A 19,095-nucleotide genomic window follows, 5' to 3' on the forward strand; every position below is an offset into this window, starting at 1 on the left:
TGCCACCACATTCTATACTAGACGCATCGAAGCGAGCTAGTGCGCTCCAGTACGAGATCGCGTTTTAGAACTGTGTTCAGGCCAAACGGAAACGGACGGGCAAGGGCGATTGCCCCAAAGTCGGGTTTTCGTGCAAAAGGTGCAGTGCAGCTCCACTCCCCTTCCGCAACGGAGTGCAGATTGGCGCCACCCGCGAGATCGATCCAACGAGTCCGGAAGGGGGAACGTCTGGGGCGGGCCAAACTCAGGCATGTGCGATCTTTGATCTTGCCCCTTCCGTCCGCATGCGAGCCAGCGCAATAAAGTGGAAGCCCAAAAAGATGGGAACGAAAAAGGCGGGAAACATCGCCAGCGGGTGATTGTTGATGATGTTTGGGGCCTCAATCGCGTAGAGATGGGCAAACCCCTGAGAGGTCACAATCCCGAGCAGGACCGCCAAAGCGAAATCAACGATGCCGATCCAATTCGCGCGCGCCAACAAACGACGCGCATTAGGTGCGCCCCGCGCCAACGCCTGACTGGCCTGCCATCCTGCTATTCCCGCTAGGATGTCCCCCACGCCCGCTGGAATGGCGAAAATAGCGGGGATGTCGCCAGCCAGCCAACCGATCAAGAAGAGGCCGCCCATGACGCGGGGGATTTGGAACGCCGCGATCGCGCTAAGAGGCGTGGCTTCGGTCAGCCGTCGCCCAAGTGGTGTAAGCCAAGCCAGCGCCCAGATTGTGAACGCGCCCCCAAACAAAAATAGCAACACGATGGGCAGGTCACCAAATTCGGCCGGAACATTGAACTTCCCCGCCTGTGATAGGGGGATCGCAACCGCATACCAGCTTGCGAACATGCTCGCGGTAACCGCAACAAACAGCGCGGTCTGGGTCGGGCGGAACCCTGCCCGAAAGGCGCCAAAACTGGCAATCACGATCGCCAGCAGTGGCAAAGCTATGGCGAAGGCTCGAACATAGAATTCATAGAATTCATAGAAGGCGATCATGAAGCACTCCTTGGTTGGGTTTTAGGCTCAGGCAATTTTGGGAGCAGTGACGGGCCGGACAGGATCGGGGCCGTCCAAAAGCATCAGGGTCCCGCCGCGGGCGGCGTCTTGCCATTCCGGATTAGCATGGCCAGCCATGGGGGTGGCCAAACATGCGCCGCCTTCATGGGCTGACAATGTCTTGAAATTCGGAGCCGGAGTGAGGAGCATCCGGATCATGAACGCCATTGCCTGAAAGACAGAGGCATCTTCTACATTCGGGGCGAGACGGCTGACATCTGCCGCATACCGGTCTGCGGTGGTGTGAAAACTCTCGGCGGGGGTGCCGGTCAATTGTTCCACGTGATCGGTTGGCGCACCTATCGCGAAGGCGCCATTGGCAATCTCATCGGCGTAATGGCGCAAGTTATAGCTGTCAAAATCCGCAAACCCCATTGCACGCGCGGCTTTGGAAAACATACGAAATGAAATGGGCTGATAGCGAACCTGGCGGCCAAACACGTCTCCCAAAATCTCTGCCACGTCTGTTCCAGTCAAAAGCGCGGGTCCGGTGGGGCGCCAAGAGGTTCCAATATAGGGCTTTGGGTTTTTCAAAAGAGCAACGGCGCAACGCGCTATGTCACGCTCTGAAACGGGCGCATTTGCCCCGTCTGCGAACGGCAACGGCAGGACGCCCAATTTGCGTGTTACAGGCGTTGTCAGAAGATATGTAAACGCGAAAATGCCTGGGTTCAGGTGAATGACCCCAACATCGGGCATCCAACGTGCGATGTTGTTTGCGATCCAGTGTTCGCGGGTCAGCATCGAGGGATGTGAGGGGCTGGGATTCCAACCAGACAACAGAACCAGCGCCTCCAGCTTCGCCGCCTGTGCTGCCAGACAGACCAGCATTGTGTTGTGCAAAAGATGCGGCGCAAATGGGGGAATGTGAAACGCGCGGGAAACGCCGGTCATTGCTTTTGTCAGATCGTCAAAATCAAACAGATTTCCAACAAAAATGTCGGCTCCCAACGCGGCCAGCTCATCCGCGCGATTGTCCTGACGATGGACCATGGCGCGGACCTCGAAGCCGGATTCTATCAGGAAACGGACGGCATCCCGCCCAACGCGACCTGCTGCAGAGGTGACAAGAATTTTTTGGTTAACTGTCATGTGGCACCTATAGATGATTGTTGTAATCTAATTGATTAGATGATAGATACCATCTTAACTGTCAACCCCGAAGTTTGAGATCGCCATGCCCAGAGTGTCCGACGCCGAAAAACAGAAATCTCACAAACGAATACTCGAGGCGGCGGCCGGTCTGTTTCGTGAAAAAGGGATTGAAACCACCAGCGTTGCTGAAGTCATGAAAGCTGCTGGGATGACCCACGGAGGGTTCTATCGTCACTTCTCAGGCAAAGATGAAATGGTTAGTGCAGCATTTGACGCGGCTGTAGATGACGCGGTTGCGGACATGGAGCAGGGCGCTGACGGTGCAGCCCGCGCAGCTGCTCGGGCCGACTATATCGCCAAATACCTCTCGCAGAACCACGTCGAAAACCGCAACATCGGCTGCCCGATCGCGGCTCTCGGCTCAGAACTTGCGCGCAGTGAGGGTCCGGTGAAACAAGACACCGCCAACGCGATTGACCGCGTAGCGGAGCTGCTGGAGGCGGATGCGACCGATCAGTCTGGATACGCGCGCCTCGCCCTCCTTGTTGGGGCGGTCACACTTGCAAGACTGACCGGCGATGAAACGCAATCAAAGTCCATTCTTGAAAAAACTGCCGCTACGATCAGCAAGCTTACGTGAGTGTATCTTCTTTTGCAGGCCACGTTTGGCAGCCCCCAGAGTTTGGGAAATTTCCTTGTTCGGCAAAGGGTTATGAATGTGAAAACCCGCAAGTTCTCGTTGCCAACAAGAACGGGGTATTCTTCGTCAATGTCGGCAACTGCGGTGGATAACAGGTCTTCAATGCAGACCTTACAGAATTGTAAGTTTGGTGTTGGGACAATGTGATCTGGCCCCCCCATTTCTGTTTCATCGGGCGGCATCACGCCGCCAGCAACAAAAGAAATGGAGAAACACTATGAATACGAACCTTGTTAAAGCCGGCGCTCTTTCTGGTCTCATCGCAGTTGGCGGAATCGCCTCGATGGTGTCAGCGCAAACCGCCGCAGAACAAACCAATCTGACTGAAGAACAGATCATCGAAATCGCACTCATGGAAGTGCCGGGCGAAGTCACAGAGGTCGAATTGGAAGAGCGCCGCAACAACACCTATTATGAGGTCGAAGTTGTCGCCGAAGATGGCACCGAGATGGAGCTTAAGATCGCCGCCGATGACGGTGAGATCCTGAGGGTCAAAGCAGAAGGCAAAGACTGCGACGATGACGATCATGAAAATGACGACGACGGTGAAGACGCCTAAGGCAGATCGCCTTTGAAATCTCATATGTTCCCTGTAGGTTGCCGGTCACGGCAACCTATTGTCGTTTGCCGTAGCTGAAGGATCATCATGCGCATTTTGCTTTTGGAAGATGACAAGCAACTTGGACCATGGATCGCCGGCGGATTGCGCGAGGAAGGCCATGTCGTCGACCATTTTGAGGATGGAAAGGACGCCCTGATCGCGGCCATGGGGCAGGAGTTTGATCTCTTGATCCTTGATCGCATGGTGCCGGGCCTAGATGGTCTGGCGGTGCTGAAGTCACTACGGGCATCCAAGGACACCACGCCTGCCTTGTTCCTGACGGCGCTTGGTGAAGTGGATGCGCGGGTGGAAGGGTTTGAAGCTGGCGGCGATGATTACCTGACGAAGCCGTTTGCCTTTGTCGAACTCTCTGCTCGGGTCAGCGCTTTGGGGCGCCGTCGGGACGGGGCGCAGATGGAGCAGGAGCAAACGGTGCTGCGGTACGGCGACCTCACGCTTGATTTGCTGTCGCGTCAATGCGACCGGCAAGGCACGGCGATTGACCTGATGGCAAAGGAATTCAAGCTGCTGGAATATTTCATGCGCCGACCCGGGCGGCTCGTGACGCGCACAATGTTGCTGGAGCAGGTTTGGGACATGAGCTTTGATCCCACAACAAGCGTCGTAGAAACCCATATCAGCCGCCTACGTTCAAAAATCGACAAACCTTTTGATGATCAACTGCTGCGCACGCGCAGGGGCGAGGGCTATGTCTTTGGCACTTAAACTACTTGGCAAACTGCGTTGGTTGCTGCGGTCATCCACCCTGCGGCTGGCTTTGATGTTGTCCGCCATTTTTGCCATCGGTTTTGCAATTGCGATCTTTGTTGCGCTGACATTGGGAGAAGATGCCAATGAACGGCGGGTAGATGCGTCGCTTTCGGCATTGGCTGGCGCGACGGAACTGGAAGACATGACCGAAGACAGGCCGGGCATGATATTGCGGTCGACAGATGATCTTCGAGGACTGCCAAAGCGGTTTCAGCGCTCTGTGCAACGCGGTGGCGGAACGGTGCATTTGGAACGAGAGTTTCGCGGCTCGGAAGTCTGGCGCGTCTTGGTTACGGAGGATAGTGAAGGCACGTCTGTATTGGTTGCTGTTTCCTTGGAAGACACGGAAGAAACACAAGCGCTCCTTGCCGGTTTTCTCTGGATCACAGCGGCTATTGTGGTGGCTTTAACGCTTGTCGTCGGCCTGATCACCGGACTTCTGGCGCAACGGCGCCTATCGCGCATTGGTGATACTCTCGGGCTTTTGGCGGCGGGCGATTTAGCGGCGCGGACTGGCCACCTACGACCCAAGGACGATTTGGACGATGTGGCGCGACAGTTGGATGTGACCGCGGCAGAGCTGGAACGCCTCGTGACCCAAACCCGCCATCTTAGCGCGAGTATTGCGCATGATTTGCGAACGCCTTTGGCCAGATTGCGAGCGCAGCTAGAGATGCTGCCCAAAGGCGATGCGCGTGGTGCCGCTCTCGAAGAGGCGAGCCGTTTGTCGGACATCTTTGACACGATTATGCGCGTGGCACGGATTGAGGCCGCACAAGGAACGGACGGGTTTGAAACCGTCGACGTCGCTGAACTGCTCGAAGACGTCGCAGAGATTTTCGGCCCCGTTGTTGAGGATGATGGGAAGTCCCTTACGCTTGATTTGGTTGACGCCGGTCAGGTGCAGGCCGATCGGAAAATGCTGTTTCAGGCCATTGCCAACTTGATTCAAAACGCCCTTGTCCATGGCGGCGCGCAGATCACCTTGTTTGCCGCGGGCCGCTCCTTCGGGGTGGCGGACAATGGGGCCGGTGTTGATCCAGCGCAATATTCGGAAATCATCAAACCAATGGTGCGCCTTGATGCCGCTCGCACGCGGGATGGTTCCGGCCTTGGCCTTGCCTTGGTACGCGCAGTGGCAGACCGGCATAGCGCCCGGCTGGAACTTTCAAAGCACCAGCCAAGCGGGCTGAGGGTCACGCTGAACTTTGCAAATTTGTAAGGTTAGCGTCAGGCGCGCGTAAAATCAGATGCCCATAACAGTTTCATCGAAACAAAAAATGAAACTGGAGAGACCAAAATGAAAACCCTCATCAACAAAGTTACCACCGCAATCTCTGGCGCGGTTCTGTTTGCAGCGGCGGTTGCTATGGCGGGTCTCGGCTTTGCCATGATCGCATTGCTCGCGTTCTTTGCCTTCATCGCCATTGGCGTCGCCCTTCTTGCCGCGCCCTTCGCTCCAGCGGCCGAGCCCGACGAAGCTGAGCTGGACGCCGAAGTCACCGCTTGAATGGCTGCTTTCCAATGCGCGTTCGAGCCACGATAGAGCGATCCCCAAACCGGGGCTTCCAATGAAAGGTAACGGGGCTCTCGTGGATTTCATCACATCAACAGTTAGAAATCACCCTGCCTGAATTGTTGGCTCGACCAACACATGAGGCCTTGACCCATCAATGCGGCACTAGGCGTCCTGCCATGACGGGTGATCCGAAAACGGGCAGGGGAAAACGACGGGTCGGGGTGGAGGTCAAACTCGGCGCCGGCCCGATCTACCCCTGCTTCATCGGTGTCCGCTCTGACGTTATATGAGTGGTCTCATAAGCTTGAAACGAAGGCTGCGAATTGCCTTTGGCCTCGTTTTCCATGCGTGCCGCCCAAGCGTCTGCGAGATCGATAAGGACGGCTTTGAATTGTTGCGTTCTGGATTTCAGCCCGAATTGGAGCGATTTTCACAGTGTCGCCGGTGATGTTCGCGTGACTAATGATCATTGACACCCAATGGCCAGATTTCAGTTCAAACAGGTCCTTGCAGCGTGACGGCACCAAGGCGATAGCTTCGAAGTAGTCTCTCGTCGCGTTGGTTTCCCAGAACCGGAAAAAGCGATCAGGGCTGTGTTCACTGGTCGAGCGAATGAACTTGCGCAGGTGGGTCCAGATGACGTCCATAGGTGCGTCGGAACGCAACAGGATGCCCGTGCCAGCGTCCCAGTGGTCGGTAAAGAAAGATCGGTGAAACGGCGAAACCCGATCCGCGGGCAAGGTTAACTCGATCAGAAAGGGTGCGCTTTGTGCGAATTGCTCCTCCGCGTCGCCTTTGAAAAGACAGCGGGTTGGCAGGTTGAGCGTATCAAGGTCGAACACTTTGGTGATGGATTGCCTTAAGTGGGCGTCGACAACCAGATAAGTGTGTTCCGCGCTGCCCCCGAAAAGAAGCTGAAACAGCTCTGGATCGATCCACTGCCGATCCCAAAACGCCACGCCTTTTTGTGCCGGCGGTTTTGAGACCTCCAGCATATCGATTTGCAAACATGTAGCGTTCGTCATTTACCGGCCTCGAAGCGCCTTGCGCAATTGCGGCTTCACGAAGGTATAGAACCTTCCTTCCTCTTCCAGCCGTTCTTCGAGCGCTCCTTTTGGCATATCGCGAAGGGTGGCGGCGTATGAGACGGCTTCGCGATCGCTTTTGAGGTGCATCGCAATGAGAAGAGGATCGACCGAGTCCCTATGGGGATAAGCGCGGATGATGAAGATGCTGTTATCGATTTTCCACTGCGGCTTCGTTTTTTCGAATTTCAGAATATCTTCCCATGCATAGGGCAGCACATCTCGGCGCCATTCGGTCATGGTTTTACGTCTGTATTCATTGTGCACCGGTGACAACCCTGCCACCATTTCGTGCTGGGAGGTTTGCGCTTTAAGTTGGTGCCACAATGTATTTCACCTTGCATCCAGCGGTAGGTCAAAAAGCAGTCGACGTAGTGCAGGGTCACGTCGGAATTCGAAGCAAACGCCCCGTCAATCGCGGTTTGAAATGCACTTGTACTTCCGGCGCGCCGACGACAGGGCCGAACGGCTTGGGAATGATTCGATCAGCCTTTCGTCCAGGCTTCGTTACAACCAGCATGTTAACGGATCCGGGGTTAGGGCAATGCAGCCCAAAGTTTGCGGTTTGTTTGGTGACGTGAATAAAATCGCTATCCCTCAGGCCTAACTCGGATTCTAACGGCGCCTTTTGGGCGTTCAGCACCGATTGAACTCTGCCTTGAAAGCAGACCAAGTCGCTATCTGCCAGAAAGAGCCTGACGGCTTGCAAGATGTTGAGTGCCATGTCTGGCCACGCGAAGGCGGGCGGTTTCGGTGTGGGCAACCACGCCTCCGACTTCATGGCGCTGAAGTGAAAGGCCGAGCCTGCATAAGCCCAACCATTCATGACCCATGGTCGTGCGAAAGTTACAATGCGCGGAACAATAGTCCTGAGGCGATGATCAAGATAAGCATTCCCGCAATAAGTTCGATCATCGGCACGATCTGTTGAGCCACACGGGAGGATGCGAATGACCCCAACACGCCCGCGCGCATGGTCACGGCGGCAACCCCGACGCCTATTGTTACAACTGCGGTTCCAAGAGCCATTGCAAAGGCTCCGGCAATGCCAGCCATCGCAATTCCCATTTGCCAAGTGACAATCAGCACGAACAAAGCGCCGGTGCAGGGGCGTATGGCAATTCCACCGATCAGCACGAACGCATCACGCAGCGAGGTCGTGTTCTCGACGTCGTCCATGCTGGGACCATGCTTGTGTCCGCACTCTGAACAGGTTCCGTGGTCGTGGTCGTGGTCGTGGTCGTGGTCGTGGTCGTGGTCGTGGTCGTGGTCGTGGTCGTGGTCGTGGTCGTGTGAATGGGTATGTGTTTGTCGTTGTTTTATGAACTTTCGCACCGCTCGGATGACAAGCCAGCCGCCGATAAGCCCAATGGCGCCATAGCTGAAGGGCGCCATGTAGTTCTCGGCGGCCCCAACCATCTGGGGACGGCTAAGTTCAAACAACATGACCCCAGCATAGACCAAAACAACGGCGGTCACGGCCTGCGCAAGGCTGGACACCAAAGAGATCAACGAAAGTTTCATCCACGGAATTTTGCGCCCCAGCCCGTAGCCGCCGATCAAAACCTTGCCGTGACCTGGGCCAATGGCATGAAAAAAGCCATAGGCAAAGCAAAGGGACAGCAGAAGGCCAAAGGCCCCCACATCACCGCTTCTTATCGCGCGCAATGCGCGGGCGATCTGATTTTGGAAATCCCGTTGCTCCCCTGCGGCCCAAGCCGCGAGGCTGTCAAAACCCCCACTGCCCCAAAGCCACAGCAAGGCGGCAATGGCGCCCGCGACAGGAAAGAGGACTACAAGGCGGGGCATGTGATGCGAATGTCGGTGGCGAATTCACCCCCGATGAGCGGGATGTCGTTTTCTTCCAAATCCGCATTTGCGTCCAAGCTCAGCAATTGAGCTTGCATCAGGGCCAGCTGACCTTCGATATCCGGCTCGATCCGCAATATATCGCAGTCGTCACGCCCCTTGATGGTGACCGGAAGGGTCACATCATAGGCGGTGTAATATGACGGGTCGAAGGCCTTCAAGGAGACGGGATCACCCGACAACTTCGGAGAGCCGGACACCTCGCGCAGATGCGACGAGATCAAGCGCCCCTTTATCATATCGGCGGTCGGGTCTATTGGACGTGACAGCTTTAGCACTTGCCCGTCCAGCACGACTTCCAAATCCCCCGCATATCCCTGCACCCAATTCGCATCAAATCCAGTTAGGTCTTCGCGCTCTTGATCGGTTAGCGCGCCATCGCCATCAGCATCAACTTTGTAATCCTCGGCCAACAGCAGCGAATACAGGTCGTCATATTGCCATGTGACCTTCACATGGGTCATCCGCCCTTGATCGTCGAAAATGACCTCTAGGCCTGTGTCTATAAAGACATGCGGATGGGCGGTGACGGCTTTAGGGGTGGTGGCCAACATGGCTGCAAGCGTGACGGCCAGACCAGTTTTAGCGTTCAGCATTATATGGGTTCCCGCAAGAGAAATAGGGCGCTTCAGGTTCGGCGCAGCCGGATCACGACGTCAACTTTGGCGATCTCGGTGCCCTCGGGGGCTTCTGGCAGCGTGGCGATCTCAAGCTGTTCCTTCGGGGCGTCGGTCAACAGGCCGTCGTCTTCCCAGAAGAAATGCGGGTGATCGTCAACGCGTGTGTCAAAGTAGCTTTTTGTGCCATCGACCATAACTTCGCGGATCAAGCCCGCTTCCGAGAAGGCCTTGAGGGTGTTGTAGACCGTGGCCAATGATACACCATCGGTGTGGTCCGTTGCCGCAGCATGCAGGCTTTCAGCGGTGATATGACGGTGCTGGCCATCGCCCACAAGCAGCTCGGCCAGAGCCACGCGCTGACGCGTCGGGCGCAAGCCTGCACCCGCCAACCATTCCGTTCCACGTTTGGTCCCAATCGACAACATATGTCAAATTCCTTTGCTTGCCTTACATATAGAGCCTGCACCCCCCATGTTTCAAATGAAAATCAGTCGCAAGTGCCCAATGGCGGCCCTTGCACGCGATAAAGCGCCAATGCTAGGTGTAACATTAGGAAACAATACGAGATATGGGGGCAGGGTGGCATGAGCGATTACCCAACGAGCTTTGACAAAGACGCACTTTTGAAATGCGCGCGCGGCGAGCTGTTCGGCGTAGGCAATGCGCAGCTTCCAGCCCCGCCTATGCTGATGATGGATCGCATCACTGAAGTATCAAGTGATGGCGGCGCACATGGCAAAGGTCACATCCTCGCCGAATTCGACATCACACCCGAGCTGTGGTTCTTCGACTGCCACTTTCCAGGCAACCCGATTATGCCCGGCTGCCTTGGCCTTGATGGCCTGTGGCAGCTGACCGGCTTCAACCTTGGCTGGCGCGGCTGGCAAGGCCGTGGCTATGCGCTGGGTGTGGGCGAAGTGAAGCTGAAAGGCATGGTGCGCCCTGACCGCAAGATGCTGACTTACAAAATCGACTTCACTAAGGCGATCCAAACCCGCCGCCTGACGATGGGCGTGGCAGATGGCATCGTGGAAGCCGATGGCGAAGTCATCTACGAAGTAAAAGACATGAAAGTCGCTCTTTCAGAGAGCTAAATCCCAAAGAGGAGCACGCCCATGCGTCGCGTCGTCGTCACAGGTTTGGGGATCGTATCCCCCATCGGCAATAGCGCCGAAGAAGTTACTGCCGCTTTGAAGGCTGGCACATCCGGCATCGTTGCCTCCGAGGTGATGGCCGAGCACGGGTTCCGTAGTCAGATTGCCGGTACGTTGAAGATTGACGTGACCGAACATGTCGACAAGCGCCGCCTGCGCTTCATGGGGCCGGGGGCGGCTTATGCCCATATCGCGATGGAGCAAGCGATTGCCGATGCGGGCCTTGAAGAAAGCGATATCGTTAACCCGCGCACGGGGCTGATCGCCGGATCGGGCGGGCCATCCACATCGGCCATGTTTACGGCGCACCAATCGGTGCTAAAAACGGGTGCTACCAAACGCATCGGGCCATTTGCCGTGCCCAAATGCATGGGCTCTACGATTTCCGCCAACTTGGCGACAGCCTATCAGATCAAGGGGATCAACTACTCGATCACCTCGGCTTGTTCGACCTCGTTGCACTGCATCGGGGCCGCATCCGAGCAGATCATGATGGGCAAGCAAGACGTCATGTTCGCCGGTGGCGGCGAGGAACTCGATTGGACGCTGTCCTGCCTGTTCGACGCGATGGGGGCTATGTCCTCCAAGTATAACGACACGCCGACACTCGCGTCCCGCGCCTTTGACGCCAACCGCGACGGCTTTGTGATCGCAGGCGGCGGCGGCATGGTGGTGCTGGAGGATCTGGAGCACGCCAAGGCACGCGGGGCAAAAATCTACGCGGAGGTCACCGGTTTCGGGGCCACGTCAGACGGGGCCGACATGGTGGCCCCATCGGGCGAAGGCGGCGAGCGCGCGATGCGTCTAGCCATGAGCACCATTCCAGAAGGGCGCAACGTCAGCTACATCAACGCACATGGTACGTCTACGCCTGTTGGGGATGTGGGCGAAGTCGAAGCCGTGCGCCGCGTGTTTGGCGAGGGCTCCACCCCTCCGATCAGCTCTACCAAGTCCATGACAGGTCACTCCCAAGGGGCGACCGGTGCGCAAGAAGCGATCTATTGCCTGCTGATGCTGAAAGATGATTTCATCACACCGTCGATCAATGTGGAAACGCTGGATCCCGCGCTCAACGCAAATGAAATTGCCACAACGTTGGTCGAAAACGCGGGGTTGGATACCGTTATGACGAACTCTTTCGGGTTCGGTGGCACCAACGGTTCCATGATGCTTTCTAAGTTTAAGGATTAATTTATGTCTGACCTGATGAAGGGCAAGCGCGGCCTTATTATGGGCGTCGCGAATGAACGCTCTATCGCTTGGGGCATCGCGAAAGCCATGGCCGCAGAAGGTGCCGAGCTGGCGTTTTCCTACCAAGGGGATGCATTTGGCAAACGTGTAGAGCCGCTGGCGGCGTCGCTGGGCTCCGACATCTTGGTTGATGTGGACGTCACCGACGACGCATCTCTGGACGCTTGTTTCAAAACGCTGGAAGACAAGTGGGGCAGCCTCGATTTCGTGGTTCACGCCATCGCATTTTCCGACAAGAACGAACTGACGGGGCGTTTCATCAACACCTCGCGCGACAACTTCAAGAACTCCATGACCATCAGCTGCTACTCGCTGATCGACGTGGCCCGCCGTGCGGCACCGTTGATGAAAGACGGCGGCACATTGCTGACGATGACCTACCAAGGCTCCAACCGCGTGACGCCCTATTACAACGTCATGGGCGTGGCCAAGGCCGCGTTGGAATCAACCGTGCGTTACTTGGCAAACGATCTGGGGCCAGACGGCATTCGGGTGAATGCTATCTCCCCGGGCCCGATGAAGACATTGGCAGGTGCAGCCATTGGCGGCGCGCGCAAGACGTTCCGCCAGACCGAGGCGAATTCCCCGATGCGCGCGAATGCCACGCTGGATGCGGTGGGCGGCACGGCTGTCTACCTTGCCAGCGACCACGGCAATTGCACCACCGGCGAGATCATTCGCGTCGATGGTGGCTATCACGTGCTTGGGATGCCGCAGCCGGAAAACCTGTAGGAAACCGACGCTACTTTGGCGTTCTATCCTGCGGCCAAGTCAATGTGAGACTGACATGCTAACCTTGCTTTCCGCCGCCGTTCTTTGTGTGCTGATGCTCTATGTTTTGCGCGGCGGGCTGGCGTCGGCAAATGGTTTCACCATTGTCGGGATGGATGTGCAGGGGTTGGGCATGGGGGTGCTCGCGTTCGTCGCGGCAGCTTGGTACTTTGGGCCTCTCTACGGGGTGGCGATTGTGATTTCGGTGATGATCCATGAATTTGGACATGTCGCCGCGTTTCGGATCGCAGGCCATGACGACGCAAGGTTCCGTTTGATCCCGCTTATGGGTGGCGTGGCGATTTCAGACAAAGCGCCGGAAAGCCAAGCGCACGACTTTTTCATCACCTTGATGGGGCCAGGGATATGCCTCGCGCCAATGGCGTTCGCCTATGCGCTGGCGGATGTTGTGCAGCCGGTGTCCCCCGCAGCGGCAGAATTTTTGTGGACATTTGCCTTGGTCACAGCCGCGTTGAATTTCTTCAATCTTTTGCCGTTCTGGCCGCTTGATGGTGGGCGCTGTTTGCGCATTCTGACGGATACCTTTGCGCCCGGAGCGACAAATGTTGTGACGATGATCATGAGTGCCGCGATGGCGGCCGCAGCCGTGGCAATGCAATCTATGGCGCTGTTTTTATTCGCAATACTGGGGGCGCAATCGCTCTTTAGTTGGTCTCAGGCATGGGCGCAAAGGCGTCAGATGACCAAGATGCAAGGCCTGTTGGCCCTGTCGGCCTATCTGTTTACGGCAGGCGCTCATCTCTTGGGGGGCTACACAATGCTGGTGCGCTTCCTTTAGGCGTTTTCCTCTGTGGCGGGCTGTGCAAAGCTGGGCTGAGCAACCGGAGGACTTTGAATGCCGATCACCACTTGTGTTTTTGATGCATATGGAACGTTGTTTGACGTCGCGGCGGCGGCCCGTCTTGCGGCCGACGAACCCGGGCGAGATGCCTTGGCCGCCTGTTGGCAAAAACTGGCGGCCGACTGGCGCAGCAAGCAGTTGCAATATACTTGGCTGCGCGCGGTGACAGGCGATCACGCGGATTTTTGGGATGTGACGCAGCACGGTTTGGACTGGGCGATGGAGGCCAATGGTCTGGACAGCTTGGAGCTGCGCGAGCGGCTTCTTGCCCTTTACTGGGAACTCCGCGCCTACAAAGAGGTCCCCGCCATGTTGGCCCAGCTGAAGGCTGCGGGAATGAACACAGCAATCTTGTCCAACGGATCGCCCGACATGTTGGATGGGGCCGCGACCTCGGCGGGGATCAGCGGCACGCTGGACGATATCTTGTCAGTAGAAGACGTAGGCGTTTTTAAACCTCATGCCTCGGTTTACGATCTTGTTGGCAAGCGTTTCGGCTGCGCCAAGGAAGAGGTCCTATTTGTGTCTTCCAACGGGTGGGATGCGGGCTGCGCCACGGGCTACGGTTTCACGACGGCGTGGGTTAACCGCGCCAACGAGCCGGTGGACCGCCTGCCGTGGACGCCCGCGCATATCTTGAACGATCTCACAACCATTCCAAAATTGGTCGCCTCCCTATGAGCAAATTTACCACCGCCGATGGCACGTCCTTGCATTTCACCGATGAGGGGGAGGGGCTGCCGATCCTGTGTCTGGCTGGCCTGACCCGCAATGCGACCGACTTTGATTACGTCGCGCCGCATCTGGATGGCGTGCGTTTGATCCGCATGGATTACCGTGGCCGCGGGCAGTCGGATTGGGCCGATCCCTCGACCTACACGATACCCCAAGAAGGCATGGACGCCCTTGCTTTGCTGGACCACTTGCGCGTTGAAAAGGCGGCGATTTTGGGCACCTCTCGTGGAGGGATCATTGCCATGGGGTTGGCGGCGACTGTGAAAGATCGCCTGTTGGGGGTTTGCTTGAATGACATCGGGCCGGACATCGCGCAGGCGGGTTTGGAGGCGATAAAAGACTACCTTGGCCGCCGCCCCAGCTTCAAAACATTTGAGGACGCAACGACCCAACGTGCCAAGTTGATGGCAGGATTTGCCAATATCCCCAAGGATCGTTGGCGCGAGGAAGCGCATAAACACTACGTTGAGAAACCCGACGGGTTGGACATTAATTATGACCCGAAGCTGCGCGACAGTGTGCTGTCGGGTCCTCAAAATTTGAACCCTGATCTGTGGCCGTTTTTCGATGCGTTGGACGGCCTGCCTTTGGCGTTGCTCCGCGGGGCAAATTCGGATTTGCTGACCCGCGAAACCGCCGCCGAGATGGAGCGCCGCCGCCCTGACATGCTGTCGGTCGAGGTGCAGGATCGCGGGCATGTGCCCTTCTTGGATGAGCCGGAATCTCTGCTCACCATCAAGGCATGGGTGGAGGAAATGAAATGAACCTAGAGATGATCGAAGCCGCGGCGGGGCGTATCAAAGGGCACGCGCGGCGCACCCCTTTGTTGTCGTCACCATTCATAGACGAGATCGCGGGGCGGCGCGTGTTTGTGAAACCCGAAGCTTTGCAACACACCGGATCGTTCAAGTTTCGCGGCGCATGGTCTGCGGTTTCTGCGTTGACGGATAGTGCTTTGAAGGCGGGAGTAATTGCGTTTTCATCCGGCAATCACGCGCAAGGCGTGGCGCTGGCGGCGCGCGAACATGAAACTTCCGCAGTGATCGTGATGCCTGCGGATGCGCCTGAAATGAAGATCGAAAACACCCGCGCTTTGGGGGCGGAAGTTGTGCTTTATGATCGCGCAACCGAGGACCGCGACGAAATAGGAACCCGCCTTGCAACCGAGCGCGGCCTGACCCTCATCAAGCCGTTTGACGAACCACTTGTGATTGCGGGCCAAGGGACCATCGGATTGGAAATTCTGGATCAGTCCGCAGAAGTGGGCGCGAATGCCTCCGAGGTTCTCGTGTGCTGCGGCGGCGGTGGGCTGACCTCTGGCATTGCCTTGGCGTTAGAGGCCAAAGCACCCCAGATGCGGGTGCGCCCCGTGGAGCCAGAGAATTTCGATGATGTCACCCGCTCCCTTGAAGCCGGCGAAATCAAGCGCAACGCGAGCCTGTCCGGCTCCATCTGTGACGCGATCATTACGCCCCAACCGGGCGATGTGACCTTCCCGATCCTGAACCGCCTGTGCGGCGCGGGCATTGTGGTGCCGGAAGAAGACTGTTTGCGCGCCATGGCCGTGGCTTTCGCGCGGTTAAAGATCGTGTTGGAACCCGGCGGTGCGATTGCATTGGCCGCGGCGCTCTATCACGGCGCACAAATAGAAGGCGACGACGTCATCGCCATTGCCTCCGGCGGAAACGTCGACGCAGAGGTGTTTCAAATGGCGCTTACAAAATATGGGAAAGATGCATGACCGATTTCACTATTGCCAGCTTCAACGTGAAGAACCTGATTGGCGCGGATCAAGAATACTATCGGTTCGAGAAATACACGCCCGAAGAACACGCGTGGAAGGAAGATTGGCTTGCGGATCAGGTGTTTACCCTGAATGCCGACATCGTGGGTTTTCAAGAAATTTTCGACAAAGCCCCGCTGCAAGACGTGATTGACGAAGCCGACCGGCGTGGCAAAGCGTCAAACGAAGACGCGGTACCCGATCGCAACAAACGTTATGCGCGCAAGGCGATTTTTCGCAAACTTGCCTATGCGGATTATTCGGACGCAGCCTTAGCTTTCGCGCCCAATACCAATGATGGCGGCCCAGGCCAGCGGCGCCCAGGCCTTGCGATCCTGTCGCGCTACGGCTTCGTGGGACAGCCCGAGGTGATCCAGAATGTCGACCCGAATTTGGTGATCCCTTTCGGTTTGATGGGCGAGGGCAACGGTGGGTCGTTTACCTTGGACCGCTTGTCTCGCCCGATTTTGAAAGCACGCATTCCGGTGGGAAAACAGGTGGTGACAGTGTTTAACTGCCATCTCAAATCCAAGCTGGGTGAATTTGTGCACCCCGAAGGCGGTCAAGCTCCTGAGGTGGATTTGGTCAACTATGACCCCGTGGGGCGGGCGCTTGGGGCTTTGCGCGCCGCGACACGCAGAATGGCCGAGGCATGGGTGCTGCGCCAGTTGATTGTCGAAGAGATCAACGCGGGCAATCCGGTCATCGTGCTAGGCGATTTCAATGACAGTGAAAATGCGGTCAGCTCCGAGATTATTGCCGGTGAACGGCCGTTCAAAAACTATGCGTGGATGCGGCGCCATGACGCGAAGAAGTCCAACGATCGCTATACGGATGCCGAAAACGAGGTCATCCAAGACAAGATCGAAGCGGTGCGACTGGAAAGCTGCGAAAAGCTGTTTGTGCGCAAGTCCCTGCGCGACATGGTCTACACCTCGGCCTTTGGTGGCGTGTTCGAGAGCATCGATCAAATCCTGCTGTCGCGCCATTTCACCGGTGGCAAAGATCAAATCGGGGAGATGTCGTATTTCTCGGTGTTCAATGACCATTTGACCGACGGCTCACATCCCGAAGCCCCGTATAACAAGCTGGCCTCGGATCACGGGCAAATCATGGCACATCTACGGCTTTGGGACGCCTGAAGGCCCGCGCCACTGTTCCCCATGCGATTAACATAATGGCCATGGCCAACAAAAACGATGCCCCAGGGAATTGGAACGCGGCATCGCCGGTGAAATAGGAAAACACGCGGGTGAACACCAGCGGGGCAAAAATCATGCCAAGCGCGTTTATCGACGACATCACCCCCAGTAGTTCGCCTTGCTGGTTGTCGGCGGCTTGGCCCGACATCACCGATTGCAGCGCGGGGCCAACGACCGCTCCGAAGGCCGCGAGCGGGGTGAGCAAAAGCAAGATATACCCCTCCGTTGTGAGGGCCATCATCGCCATGGTCAGGGCGTTGTAGATCAAGCCCCAGAAAACGGTTTTGACTTCCCCCAACTTGGCGATGATCCAGCGGATCAGTACCGCTTGAGTGAGCGCCATAGACACGCCGTATAAGGCCAAAGACGCGCCGATAACGCTGGGGGACCATCCGAAACTGGCGGCGGTATAATAGGCCCAAACTGCCGGATAAACCATATTGGCGATCTGGTAGAAAAAATAGACTGACAGCAATGCGCCTAAGCGGGGCAGGGCAGAAATCGCTTTGAACCCGCCCACAGGGTTGGCCCGTCGCCACTCGAACGCGCGGCGTTTTTCGGGGGTCACGGTTTCCGGCAGGACGATAAGGCCAAACACAAAATTTGCGCCGGCTAAAATGGCGGCGGCCCAGAAAGGGGCGCGCGGCCCCCACTCGGCCAACAGGCCGCCGATAACCGGTCCCAGCACGAACCCAACGCCGAACGCGGCTCCGATCAGGCCGAAATTCTTCGACTTCTCGTCCTGCTTGGACACATCCGCCATGAAGGCGTTTGCTGTTGCATGAGTCGCGGCGGTGATCCCGCCGATGATGCGCCCGATCAACAGCAACCAAATCGTGCCAGCCAGCGCCATTAAAACATAGTCAAAGGCCATCACCGCATTTGAGGTCAGCAAAACCGGCCGCCGACCAAAGCGGTCTGACAGCCCGCCAATTGTCGGAGAAAACACAAATTGCATCAGGGCAAATACGGCGGATAAGATCCCGCCCCAAAGGGCCGCCCCCGAAATGTCGGTGTGCCCCACGTCTTGGATCAATTCGGGCATGACCGGCATGATCAGCCCGATGCCCATGGCGTCGATCAGAACGGTGATCAAAATGAACGTGATGGGGAGATTTCGCTTCATACTAACCTGAATGACCGTGCCGTCAGGGTTTATCAAGGTTTACGTATGGCCAATGTCGCGAAAGAACTGGGACAATAGCTTTGCGAATTGCTCCGGTTGCTCCACGCAGGGCAGGTGGCCCGCGCGGCGGATGAGCGCGAACTGGCTGCCTCGGATCAAGTCGGCGGTCTCGCGGATCAGGTCCGCAGGGGAGGTGCCATCCTCACTTCCGGCGATAACAAGGGTTGAGAGGGTCAGCGAGGCGGTGGTCGTGTAAAAATCGGTTCCGGCAATGGCTGCGCAGGTGCCTTGATACCCTTGCGCTGGTGTCCCGATCAGCATGTCGCGCCAATGGTCCGCCTCCTCAGTCTTCAGAAAGGCCCGGGAAAACCACTTCTCCATGACGCTGTCGGCGATGGGCTCCAGTCCACCAGCTTTCACGGCAGCGATCTGGTCTTGCCACATTGGGCCATAGCCCATTTTCGCGGCACTGTTCGACAACACCATGGCGCGGATTTGATCCATTCGTTTCTTGGCCAGCCCCTGCGCAATCATTCCCCCAACGGAGTGTCCGACAAACACGCAGTCACGAATGTTCAGGTGATCCAGCAAGGCCTCTGCATCGCGCACCAACATGCCCATGGAATATGGGGCGTCCGGCACCTCTGACGCCCCATGCCCACGCATGTCGTATCGAATGAGGCGCAGGGTTTGGGGCAGCAGCGGAATGATCTTGTCCCAAAGTCCCAGCGTGGTGCCCAATGCATTGGCAAACACCACAGGGCGCCCGTCGGAGGGGCCGTCTTCAACAACGTTCAAGGTGATATGTCCAAGGTCGATTTGCATGGGCTCTCCTCACTTCGGTGATGTGGCGGAACGCGAATTAATGTCGGTAACGACCCAGTTTGTCGCGAAGAATGC

The 19,095-nt window shown here is 57.0% G+C and carries 23 protein-coding genes; 13 read left to right on the top strand and 10 right to left on the bottom strand.

What is annotated here, in order from left to right; all coding sequences use genetic code 11:
• Nucleotides 1-244: 244 nt before the first annotated feature.
• Entirely contained in the window at nucleotides 245-991 is a 747-nt protein-coding gene (locus Q0746_RS11155; protein ID WP_298260245.1) for a hypothetical protein, read from the bottom strand.
• Nucleotides 992-1,018: 27 nt separating this feature from the next.
• On the bottom strand, nucleotides 1,019-2,143 hold the full coding sequence (locus Q0746_RS11160; protein ID WP_298260247.1) for an NmrA family NAD(P)-binding protein: 1,125 nt from the start codon (nucleotides 2,141-2,143) through the stop codon (nucleotides 1,019-1,021).
• A gap of 85 nt (nucleotides 2,144-2,228) precedes the next feature.
• Between Q0746_RS11160 and Q0746_RS11165 the strand changes: the two genes are divergently transcribed.
• From Q0746_RS11165 to Q0746_RS11185, 5 genes are all read left to right on the top strand, one after another.
• Nucleotides 2,229-2,786 carry a TetR/AcrR family transcriptional regulator gene (locus Q0746_RS11165; RefSeq protein WP_298260249.1) on the top strand — a complete coding sequence of 186 codons (558 nt, stop codon included), beginning with the start codon at nucleotides 2,229-2,231 and terminating at the stop codon, nucleotides 2,784-2,786.
• 277 nt (nucleotides 2,787-3,063) lie between these two features.
• Nucleotides 3,064-3,405 carry a PepSY domain-containing protein gene (locus tag Q0746_RS11170; RefSeq protein WP_298260251.1) on the top strand — a complete coding sequence of 114 codons (342 nt, stop codon included), beginning with the start codon at nucleotides 3,064-3,066 and terminating at the stop codon, nucleotides 3,403-3,405.
• A gap of 87 nt (nucleotides 3,406-3,492) precedes the next feature.
• A complete protein-coding gene (locus Q0746_RS11175; protein WP_298260253.1) occupies nucleotides 3,493-4,173 on the top strand; it encodes a response regulator transcription factor in 681 nt (226 codons plus the stop codon).
• The gene (locus Q0746_RS11180; RefSeq protein ID WP_298260255.1) at nucleotides 4,157-5,440 is read left to right on the top strand and encodes a HAMP domain-containing sensor histidine kinase; all 1,284 of its coding nucleotides are present in this window, start codon (nucleotides 4,157-4,159) and stop codon (nucleotides 5,438-5,440) included. Before Q0746_RS11175 ends, Q0746_RS11180 begins: the two co-directional genes overlap by 17 nt.
• Nucleotides 5,441-5,518: 78 nt before the next feature.
• The gene (locus Q0746_RS11185; RefSeq protein ID WP_298260257.1) at nucleotides 5,519-5,728 is read left to right on the top strand and encodes a hypothetical protein; all 210 of its coding nucleotides are present in this window, start codon (nucleotides 5,519-5,521) and stop codon (nucleotides 5,726-5,728) included.
• Between the two features lie 305 nt (nucleotides 5,729-6,033).
• Here Q0746_RS11185 and Q0746_RS11190 read toward each other — a convergent pair whose 3' ends face one another.
• From Q0746_RS11190 to irrA, 6 genes are read right to left on the bottom strand one after another with little or no spacing between them, the layout of a single operon-like run.
• A complete protein-coding gene (locus Q0746_RS11190; protein ID WP_298260259.1) occupies nucleotides 6,034-6,762 on the bottom strand; it encodes a DUF4123 domain-containing protein in 729 nt (242 codons plus the stop codon).
• Nucleotides 6,763-7,149: a hypothetical protein gene (locus tag Q0746_RS11195; RefSeq protein WP_298260261.1), complete on the bottom strand. Its 387-nt coding sequence runs from the start codon at nucleotides 7,147-7,149 to the stop codon at nucleotides 6,763-6,765. It lies immediately after the preceding gene.
• Between the two features lie 55 nt (nucleotides 7,150-7,204).
• Nucleotides 7,205-7,648 carry a protein-arginine deiminase family protein gene (locus tag Q0746_RS11200; RefSeq protein WP_298260262.1) on the bottom strand — a complete coding sequence of 148 codons (444 nt, stop codon included), beginning with the start codon at nucleotides 7,646-7,648 and terminating at the stop codon, nucleotides 7,205-7,207.
• Between the two features lie 20 nt (nucleotides 7,649-7,668).
• A complete protein-coding gene (locus tag Q0746_RS11205) occupies nucleotides 7,669-8,631 on the bottom strand; it encodes a hypothetical protein (RefSeq protein WP_298260264.1) in 963 nt (320 codons plus the stop codon).
• A complete protein-coding gene (locus tag Q0746_RS11210) occupies nucleotides 8,616-9,287 on the bottom strand; it encodes a DUF1007 family protein (RefSeq protein WP_298260266.1) in 672 nt (223 codons plus the stop codon). Before Q0746_RS11210 ends, Q0746_RS11205 begins: the two co-directional genes overlap by 16 nt.
• A 32-nt stretch (nucleotides 9,288-9,319) precedes the next feature.
• Nucleotides 9,320-9,736: an iron response transcriptional regulator IrrA gene (gene irrA / locus Q0746_RS11215; protein WP_298260268.1), complete on the bottom strand. Its 417-nt coding sequence runs from the start codon at nucleotides 9,734-9,736 to the stop codon at nucleotides 9,320-9,322.
• A 159-nt stretch (nucleotides 9,737-9,895) separates the two neighbouring features.
• Between irrA and fabA the strand changes: the two genes are divergently transcribed.
• The 8 genes from fabA to Q0746_RS11255 are packed head-to-tail and all read left to right on the top strand — an operon-like array spanning nucleotide 9,896 to nucleotide 17,009.
• Nucleotides 9,896-10,405 (top strand): bifunctional 3-hydroxydecanoyl-ACP dehydratase/trans-2-decenoyl-ACP isomerase, encoded by a 510-nt coding sequence (gene fabA, locus Q0746_RS11220; RefSeq protein WP_298260270.1) that lies wholly within the window; start codon nucleotides 9,896-9,898, stop codon nucleotides 10,403-10,405.
• A gap of 21 nt (nucleotides 10,406-10,426) precedes the next feature.
• Nucleotides 10,427-11,656, top strand: a complete 1,230-nt coding sequence (gene fabB, locus Q0746_RS11225) for a beta-ketoacyl-ACP synthase I (protein ID WP_298260272.1) — start codon at nucleotides 10,427-10,429, stop codon at nucleotides 11,654-11,656.
• 3 nt (nucleotides 11,657-11,659) lie between these two features.
• A complete protein-coding gene (locus Q0746_RS11230) occupies nucleotides 11,660-12,448 on the top strand; it encodes an SDR family oxidoreductase (protein WP_298260275.1) in 789 nt (262 codons plus the stop codon).
• Between the two features lie 55 nt (nucleotides 12,449-12,503).
• Nucleotides 12,504-13,286 (top strand): site-2 protease family protein, encoded by a 783-nt coding sequence (locus Q0746_RS11235; protein ID WP_298260277.1) that lies wholly within the window; start codon nucleotides 12,504-12,506, stop codon nucleotides 13,284-13,286.
• 57 nt (nucleotides 13,287-13,343) lie between these two features.
• Entirely contained in the window at nucleotides 13,344-14,030 is a 687-nt protein-coding gene (locus tag Q0746_RS11240) for a haloacid dehalogenase type II (protein WP_298260279.1), read from the top strand.
• Nucleotides 14,027-14,848 carry an alpha/beta hydrolase gene (locus Q0746_RS11245; protein WP_298260281.1) on the top strand — a complete coding sequence of 274 codons (822 nt, stop codon included), beginning with the start codon at nucleotides 14,027-14,029 and terminating at the stop codon, nucleotides 14,846-14,848. Before Q0746_RS11240 ends, Q0746_RS11245 begins: the two co-directional genes overlap by 4 nt.
• Nucleotides 14,845-15,825 (top strand): threonine/serine dehydratase, encoded by a 981-nt coding sequence (locus tag Q0746_RS11250; protein WP_298260283.1) that lies wholly within the window; start codon nucleotides 14,845-14,847, stop codon nucleotides 15,823-15,825. The genes Q0746_RS11245 and Q0746_RS11250 overlap by 4 nt, the downstream gene beginning before the upstream one ends.
• Nucleotides 15,822-17,009, top strand: coding sequence for an endonuclease/exonuclease/phosphatase family protein (locus tag Q0746_RS11255; protein ID WP_298260285.1), 1,188 nt, complete (start codon nucleotides 15,822-15,824; stop codon nucleotides 17,007-17,009). Before Q0746_RS11250 ends, Q0746_RS11255 begins: the two co-directional genes overlap by 4 nt.
• Here Q0746_RS11255 and Q0746_RS11260 read toward each other — a convergent pair.
• On the bottom strand, nucleotides 16,978-18,195 hold the full coding sequence (locus Q0746_RS11260) for a TCR/Tet family MFS transporter (protein WP_298260287.1): 1,218 nt from the start codon (nucleotides 18,193-18,195) through the stop codon (nucleotides 16,978-16,980). The two genes, Q0746_RS11255 and Q0746_RS11260, sit on opposite strands and share 32 nt — an antisense overlap.
• A 39-nt stretch (nucleotides 18,196-18,234) precedes the next feature.
• The gene (pcaD, locus tag Q0746_RS11265; protein WP_298260289.1) at nucleotides 18,235-19,020 is read right to left on the bottom strand and encodes a 3-oxoadipate enol-lactonase; all 786 of its coding nucleotides are present in this window, start codon (nucleotides 19,018-19,020) and stop codon (nucleotides 18,235-18,237) included.
• Between the last annotated feature and the right edge of the window lie 75 nt (nucleotides 19,021-19,095).

Origin of the sequence: uncultured Litoreibacter sp., from assembly GCF_947487515.1 — a bacterium.
GTDB lineage: Bacteria > Pseudomonadota > Alphaproteobacteria > Rhodobacterales > Rhodobacteraceae > Litoreibacter.

What these genes read in the sequence shown, in the direction of transcription:
- irrA (WP_298260268.1), bottom strand. Translation starts at nt 9,736, where the DNA reads ATGTTGTCGATTGGGACCAAACGTGGAACGGAATGGTTGGCGGGTGCA.
- Q0746_RS11170 (WP_298260251.1), top strand. Translation starts at nt 3,064, where the DNA reads ATGAATACGAACCTTGTTAAAGCCGGCGCTCTTTCTGGTCTCATCGCA.
- Q0746_RS11260 (WP_298260287.1), bottom strand. Translation starts at nt 18,195, where the DNA reads ATGAAGCGAAATCTCCCCATCACGTTCATTTTGATCACCGTTCTGATC.
- Q0746_RS11190 (WP_298260259.1), bottom strand. Translation starts at nt 6,762, where the DNA reads ATGACGAACGCTACATGTTTGCAAATCGATATGCTGGAGGTCTCAAAA.
- fabB (WP_298260272.1), top strand. Translation starts at nt 10,427, where the DNA reads ATGCGTCGCGTCGTCGTCACAGGTTTGGGGATCGTATCCCCCATCGGC.
- Q0746_RS11185 (WP_298260257.1), top strand. Translation starts at nt 5,519, where the DNA reads ATGAAAACCCTCATCAACAAAGTTACCACCGCAATCTCTGGCGCGGTT.
- Q0746_RS11165 (WP_298260249.1), top strand. Translation starts at nt 2,229, where the DNA reads ATGCCCAGAGTGTCCGACGCCGAAAAACAGAAATCTCACAAACGAATA.
- fabA (WP_298260270.1), top strand. Translation starts at nt 9,896, where the DNA reads ATGAGCGATTACCCAACGAGCTTTGACAAAGACGCACTTTTGAAATGC.
- Q0746_RS11160 (WP_298260247.1), bottom strand. Translation starts at nt 2,143, where the DNA reads ATGACAGTTAACCAAAAAATTCTTGTCACCTCTGCAGCAGGTCGCGTT.
- Q0746_RS11240 (WP_298260279.1), top strand. Translation starts at nt 13,344, where the DNA reads ATGCCGATCACCACTTGTGTTTTTGATGCATATGGAACGTTGTTTGAC.
- Q0746_RS11245 (WP_298260281.1), top strand. Translation starts at nt 14,027, where the DNA reads ATGAGCAAATTTACCACCGCCGATGGCACGTCCTTGCATTTCACCGAT.
- Q0746_RS11235 (WP_298260277.1), top strand. Translation starts at nt 12,504, where the DNA reads ATGCTAACCTTGCTTTCCGCCGCCGTTCTTTGTGTGCTGATGCTCTAT.
- Q0746_RS11230 (WP_298260275.1), top strand. Translation starts at nt 11,660, where the DNA reads ATGTCTGACCTGATGAAGGGCAAGCGCGGCCTTATTATGGGCGTCGCG.
- Q0746_RS11205 (WP_298260264.1), bottom strand. Translation starts at nt 8,631, where the DNA reads ATGCCCCGCCTTGTAGTCCTCTTTCCTGTCGCGGGCGCCATTGCCGCC.
- Q0746_RS11180 (WP_298260255.1), top strand. Translation starts at nt 4,157, where the DNA reads ATGTCTTTGGCACTTAAACTACTTGGCAAACTGCGTTGGTTGCTGCGG.
- pcaD (WP_298260289.1), bottom strand. Translation starts at nt 19,020, where the DNA reads ATGCAAATCGACCTTGGACATATCACCTTGAACGTTGTTGAAGACGGC.
- Q0746_RS11200 (WP_298260262.1), bottom strand. Translation starts at nt 7,648, where the DNA reads ATGAATGGTTGGGCTTATGCAGGCTCGGCCTTTCACTTCAGCGCCATG.
- Q0746_RS11250 (WP_298260283.1), top strand. Translation starts at nt 14,845, where the DNA reads ATGAACCTAGAGATGATCGAAGCCGCGGCGGGGCGTATCAAAGGGCAC.
- Q0746_RS11255 (WP_298260285.1), top strand. Translation starts at nt 15,822, where the DNA reads ATGACCGATTTCACTATTGCCAGCTTCAACGTGAAGAACCTGATTGGC.
- Q0746_RS11210 (WP_298260266.1), bottom strand. Translation starts at nt 9,287, where the DNA reads ATGCTGAACGCTAAAACTGGTCTGGCCGTCACGCTTGCAGCCATGTTG.
- Q0746_RS11155 (WP_298260245.1), bottom strand. Translation starts at nt 991, where the DNA reads ATGATCGCCTTCTATGAATTCTATGAATTCTATGTTCGAGCCTTCGCC.
- Q0746_RS11175 (WP_298260253.1), top strand. Translation starts at nt 3,493, where the DNA reads ATGCGCATTTTGCTTTTGGAAGATGACAAGCAACTTGGACCATGGATC.